The following is a 6,124-nucleotide window of genomic DNA, read 5'->3' as shown; positions in this document are numbered from 1 at the left end:
GTCCCGGGGGAGCGCGCAGTTCTGCTGGACCCCCCGTACCCACCCGAGCAGGCCGATGCCGGGGAATCGGCGGGGGGGCGGGCGGGGGGGGGGCCGGCCGCCGCGCCGGCCCCCCCGCCCCCGGGCCGGCGCGGGGGGGGCCGCCGCCCCCCGCGCGGGCCCCCCCCCCCCCCCCCCCCCCCGCCGATTCCCCGGCATCGGCCTGCTCGGGTGGGTACGGGGGGTCCAGCAGAACTGCGCGCTCCCCCGGGACCGCCGGATCGGCGTGCAGCCAGACGAATTCCGCGCCCAGATCAACGGTGCGCGGCAGGGTCGCGGCCAGTTCGGCGGCATCCGCCTGCCCGCATTCGCTGGTGTCCATCCGGGCGAACGTCGCGCGCAGCCCCGGCCAGGCGAGGGCGAACCCAGCATGCAACGGCCGTTGATCCACCTCGTCCTCGGGAACCCAGGCCAGTTCGACACTCTCCATGTTGGGGCGAACGGGCAGGGGTTTGCCGGCGTCGGCGATCACGGTGGTGTAGGTCCAGCCGCTGGGGGCGACGGCGGTGACCCGTTCGGCGCGCACCTGGAAATCGGCGGCCTTGATCCCGGCCTCCTCGTCGGCCTCGCGGACGGCGGTGTGCACCGCGGATTCGTCACTGTCGCGGGCACCGCCGGGCAGCGCCCAGGTACCGCCCTCATGACTCCACAGCGCCCGATGCTGCAGCAATACGGCCGCACCGCCGGTGCCGAGCGGCGCGCGCAGCAACAGCCCGGCCGCGCCGAATTTCCCCCAGTGCCGTACCCCACCGGGGCTCACCGCCCACCCGTCTCCATCACCGCGCATCTCGCACCGCCCTCGTCGACCGTTCCCCTCCATCCTGCCGTACCCGGTCGCTGCGGTGGCCGGTACTGCTCACAGCGCGGGAGGTCGCGCTACTCGCGACGGGGTCGTCGCGCCATACGCGGCAGGCGCGTCACCCCACATGAGAGCGGGCGCCTCGGACCACCCGAGAGCGGCGGGTCGCACCACTCGTGAGGGGCGTCGTACCGGTCGCGGTGCGTTTGTCGCGCCAGCCGCGATGCCGTCATCGTGCCAGCCGCGATGCGGTCGTCACGCAAGCCGCGATGCGGTCATCGCGCCGGTCGCGAGGAGCTTCGTGCCGGTCGCGGCAAGGTCGGCCTTCCGCTCGCGGAGATGGGTGTTGTGGCCGTCGGGGCGCGGGCGTGCAGAATACCGAATACGCTCAGGAGCGCGGTGTGAGCGGGATCCCCCACGGACCGCGCAGCGATACAGCGCACACGGCGCCCAGAGTTGGAGGGTGGACATGACGCGGTCGGCGGTGGATCGGGTGGTCTCCGAACCCGAACCGGCCCAGCCGGAACCGGCGCCCACGACCGGGTGGACCGGCCTTGCGCGCACCCGGGTCGAAACGGCGTGGAAATGGCTGGATCCCGCGCGTCTACGACTGTTCGCACAATCCTCGCCGGGCCGCCTGATCGGAATAGGGCTGCTGCTGGCCGTACTCTGCCTCGGCTCGGGGGCGCTCACCGCGGCGACCGTGCACGACCGCCAGCGCGATCTCGACATCCTGCTGGCCGGTACCGAACCCGACGCCAATGCCGCGCATCGTCTCTACACCTCGCTGTCCGTGGCGGACGCGGCCGCCGCCACGGCATTCATCTCCGGCGGCCTGGAACCGCAACAAGTCCGCGACCGCTACAGCCAGGCCCTGGGTGAGGCGGGCGCCGAACTGGTGACCCTCTCCGGCAACGGCACCGAGGACGATCAGCAGCGGATGGGTATCGGTTCCGGATTACCGGTGTATTCGGGCCTGGTGGAGACGGCTCGGGCGAACAACCGCGAAGGCCATCCCGTGGGCGCCGCGTATCTGAGTGAGGCGTCGCACCAGATGCAGAGCGATCTGCTGCCGATAGCCGAGCAACTGTACGTCCGGCGGGCCGAGGCCGTGGACAGCGCCCAGGACCGTCACGTCCGGCCGCCGTGGCCGGCGATCATGCTGCTGGTGGTGGCGCTGGGGACGCTGGTCTGGGCGCAGCGGCTGCTGGCCCGGCGGTGGCACCGCACGTTCAATCCCGGGCTGCTGCTGGCATCGGGGGCGGTGCTGATCCTGCTGCTGTGGACCGTCGTGGCCGGATCGGTCTCGGCGGCCGCGATGTCCAGCGGCCGTTCCGAAGGTACGGAACCGGCCGCCCGGCTCACCGAGAGCCGGATCCTGGCGCAGCAGGCCCGCTCGGCGGAAACGCTGAAATTGGTGCGCCGCGACACCACCGGCGATTACGACCACACCTTCGACGCGAACATCACCCGGCTCAACGAGCTACTCGCCGGGCATACCGACCGCGCGACCACCGACGCCCGCGCCGCCCTGCTGCACTGGCTGGCCGCGCACCAGCGGATGAACGACACCCTCAACCGCGGCGAATTCGCCCGCGCCGCCAACATCGCCACCGGTCCGGGCGCCGAAAATGCCACGCTGCATGTGGAAGCGCTGGACAAGGCGCTGGCCGCGGGCATCACCGAGACCCGGGACACGCTGCGCAGCAATATTTTCCGCAGTGCCCGGGTACTCGACTATCTGGCGCCCGGCGCGGTTATCCTCGGTATCGCGGCCGCGGCGTATATCGCATTCGGAATCTGGCCGAGACTGCGGGAGTACCGATGAGACCTGTGCGCATTCCGCGCCGACCGGCGGTGCCGCGGTACCGGATACGGCGAGCCGGCCCGCCGCCACGCGGCACCCGATCCTGGCCCGTGCGCGGGCTGATCGCCTGCACGGCGTTGCTCCTGGCCGGCTGCGCCACCGGGCCCAGCCCGCGCAGCGATACCCCACACGGCGACTACGCCGAACCGCCGCTGCCCGCCCAGGCGACCGCGATACCCGCCGACAGTTCGGTTCCGGTACCGGACGACCCGGACTGCGGCGACCCCACCGCCAGCCTGCGCCCGGCGGGGCCGGCCGCGACCGGCCCCGCCCTGAACCGCATTCGCGCCCGCGGCCGGCTGGTGGTCGGCTTGGACACCGGCAGCAACCTGTTCAGCTTCCGCGACCCCAACAGCGGTGTCATCGTCGGATTCGACGCCGATATCGCCCGCGAGGTCGCCCGCGACTTGTTCGGGGATCCGGATCGCATCGAATATCGCAGCCTCGGTTCGGAGGAACGGGAGGCCGCGCTGATCGACCGCCGGGTCGATATGGTCGTGAAGACCATGACCGTCACCTGCGCACGCTTGGAGCGGGTGGCCTTCTCCACGGTGTACTTGAAGGCGCATCAGCGGGTGCTGGCGATCAAGGGTTCCGGAATCGAGAGCCTGAAAGATCTCGCCGGTAAACGGGTGTGCACGATCCGCCGTACGACCTCGCTGGAACATATCCGGCGGATCCAGCCCGAGGCATCCATCCTCACCGTCCCCACCTGGGCGGATTGCCTGGTGGTCCTGCAACAGCGGCAGGTGGACGCGGTGAGCACCGACGATTCGATCCTGGCCGGACTCAAGGCGCAGGACCCGCATACCGATCTGGTGGGCCCGAGTATCAGCGAGGAGCCGTACGGTATCGGGATTCCGAAGGGTGACGAGGATCTGGTGCGGTTCGTCAACGGCACCCTCGACCGGATCCGCGCCGACGGCACCTGGAGCCGCCTCTACGGCCAGTGGCTCTCGGCCCTCGGCCCCACCCCGCCGCCCCCGGCACCGGCCTATCGGGACTGATCGCGGTGGACGCCAGCGAGTCCGGCAGCCGGCCCGGCGGCGAAGACGCCCCGGAGCCCGGCGGCGCCGGCGGCACCACCGCCACTTCCGGCACCACCGCTACCACCGGGACCTCCGCAATCGCCGGCACTTCCGCAATTACCGGTACCGCGGCGGTGGCGGGTACCGCGGCGGCAGAGCCGAGTGGTCCGCGGGCGGGCACCAGCCTCGCGGCGGGCCGGGGCAGCGGGTCCCAGATCCGCACCGGGCGCAGCACCCGGACCGCGCGTTCCCGGCCCAGCGTGCGCACGCTGGTCGCCGGGCTGGTCGAGGTGCCGCCCATCGAACCCGCCGATCCGGCGCGAGCGGTCCTGGCCGATCCGGTGGTGGCGGAGGGGAAACGGTTCTGCTGGCGGTGCGGGCAACCGGTCGGCCGGTCGGATGCGAGTGGTCCCGGCCGTACCCGCGGCACCTGCGCGAAGTGCGGGGCGAACTTCGATTTCCGCCCCAGCCTGCGACCCGGCGATATGGTCGCCGGCCAGTACGAGATCCAGGGCTGCCTCGCGCACGGCGGCCTGGGCTGGATCTATCTGGCCATCGACCGCAATGTCAGCGACCGCTGGGTGGTGCTCAAAGGCCTGCTGCACGCCGACGATATCGAAGCCCAGGCCGTGGCGGTGGCCGAACGCGAGTTCCTCGCCGAGGTCGCGCATCCGGCAATCGTGAAGATCCACAATTTCGTCGAACACGAGACGGCGGCCGGTGAGCCGATCGGGTTCATCGTCATGGAGTACGTGGGTGGCCGGTCGTTGCGCAGGATGCTCGACGACCGGCATCCCCAGCGGATCCCCGTGGCGCAGGCGATCGCCTATGTGCTCGAGGTGCTGCCCGCCCTCGACTATCTGCACGCGACGGGCCTCACCTACAACGACCTGAAACCCGACAACATCATGGTCACCGAGGATCAGGTCAAACTGCTCGACCTCGGTGCCGTCGCGCCCATCGATGCCTACGGGAACCTGTACGGCACCAGGGGTTTCCAAGCTCCCGAGATCGCCCGTACCGGACCGACGGTCGCCTCCGACATCTATACGGTCGGCCGGACGCTCGCCGTTCTCACCCTCTCGATCCCCACCGAACACGGCGCCTACCGGGACGGCCTGCCGACGCCCGAGGACGAACCCGTCCTGGCCGAATACGAATCGTTCCACCGCCTGTTGCTGTGCGCCACGGACCACGAACCGGACCGCCGGTTCGCCTCCGCCGGCGCGATGGCCGACCAGCTGGCCGGTGTCGTGCGCGAAATTCTCGCGCTGGACACCAGAACCGAACATCCGCACCGCTCGGTGGTTTTCGGTAAACAGCGCACCGCCTTCGGCACCGAGCAGCTGATCGGCCGGACCGACGCCTACGCCGACGGAGCCGACCACGACACCGCGCTCTCCGCCGCCGATATCGCGGCCGCACTCCCGATCCCGCTACCGGTCCCGGCCGATCCGGCCGCACGCCGGCTGTCGGAGATCCTGCAGGCCGAACCCGATCAGGCCCTGGCCGCCCTGCACGAGGCGCGCGAGGAGCTGGCGCGGGATCCGGCAGCCGCGCCGGAGAACCTGGAGCTGGAACTGCGGCTGGCCGAAGCCCGTATCCTGCTGGACCTGGACCGCGTCGGCGACGCGGGTGAACTGCTCGACGCGATCCCCACCGCGGGCCGCCGGGATTGGCGGATCGACTGGTACACCGGGCTGGCCGGGTTGCGCGAGAACGACTACGAGAAAGCCTATTCCGCCTTCGACGCCGTATTGCGGGTACTCCCGGGCGAGCTGGCTCCCAAACTCGCCCTCGCCGGTACCGCCGAACTCGTTCTCCAGCATTGGCATCCGGACGAGACCAAGGCGTGGCGTGCCTACGCCGAGAACTTCTACGCCATCACCTGGCGCACCGATCACGGCCTGGTGAGCGCCGCCTTCGGCCTGGCCCGGCTGTTGTCGGCGACCGGCCGCTACACCGAAGCCGTCACCGCCCTGGACGAAGTTCCCGCGTCCTCGCGCTACTACACCACCGCCCGGATGACCGCCGTTTTGCTCCTGCTCACCAGCGCACCCGTGGCCGAACTCGCCGAGGACACTCTCCGGGAGGCCGCCGTCCGGGTGGAAACCTTCCCGCCGGACGAACGCCGCGCGGTGCAACTTCAGGTCATCGTCCTCGGTAGCGCGCTGGCCTGGCTGCAGGCCGGTAAGACCCCGGCCGCACCGAACCCCCCGCTCATGGGCGTCGCTTTTACCGAGAACGCGCTACGCGACGGCACCGAGAAGCGCCTGCGCACGCTGGCCCGGCTGGCCCCCGGCCGCCGCCACCGCTACGCCCTGGTGGACCTGGCCAACTACATCCGCCCCACCACCTGGTTCTGAACCGGTCTGCAGAGCCGCGACGGCG

At 71.1% G+C, this 6,124-nt stretch carries 4 protein-coding genes; 3 read left to right on the top strand and 1 reads right to left on the bottom strand.

What is annotated here, in order from left to right; genetic code table 11:
• On the bottom strand, positions 1 to 826 hold an 826-nt coding region (locus QH276_RS04665), incomplete at its 3' end, for an NUDIX hydrolase (protein WP_280406635.1).
• A 481-nt stretch (positions 827 to 1,307) separates the two neighbouring features.
• On the opposite strand from QH276_RS04665, the gene QH276_RS04660 reads away from it, so the two are divergent.
• The 3 genes from QH276_RS04660 to QH276_RS04650 are packed head-to-tail and all read left to right on the top strand — an operon-like array spanning position 1,308 to position 6,099.
• Positions 1,308 to 2,666 (top strand): hypothetical protein, encoded by a 1,359-nt coding sequence (locus tag QH276_RS04660; protein WP_280400165.1) that lies wholly within the window; start codon positions 1,308 to 1,310, stop codon positions 2,664 to 2,666.
• Complete coding sequence (locus QH276_RS04655; RefSeq protein ID WP_280400166.1) at positions 2,663 to 3,712, top strand: glutamate ABC transporter substrate-binding protein; 1,050 nt, start codon at positions 2,663 to 2,665, stop codon at positions 3,710 to 3,712. The genes QH276_RS04660 and QH276_RS04655 overlap by 4 nt, the downstream gene beginning before the upstream one ends.
• 5 nt (positions 3,713 to 3,717) lie before the next feature.
• Complete coding sequence (locus QH276_RS04650; protein WP_280406634.1) at positions 3,718 to 6,099, top strand: serine/threonine-protein kinase; 2,382 nt, start codon at positions 3,718 to 3,720, stop codon at positions 6,097 to 6,099.
• Positions 6,100 to 6,124 lie beyond the last annotated feature (25 nt).

Source organism: Nocardia carnea (assembly GCF_029869215.1).
GTDB lineage: Bacteria > Actinomycetota > Actinomycetes > Mycobacteriales > Mycobacteriaceae > Nocardia > Nocardia carnea_B.
Note: the sequence above shows the minus strand (reverse complement) of the source record. Positions and strands in the feature narration are given on the sequence as shown.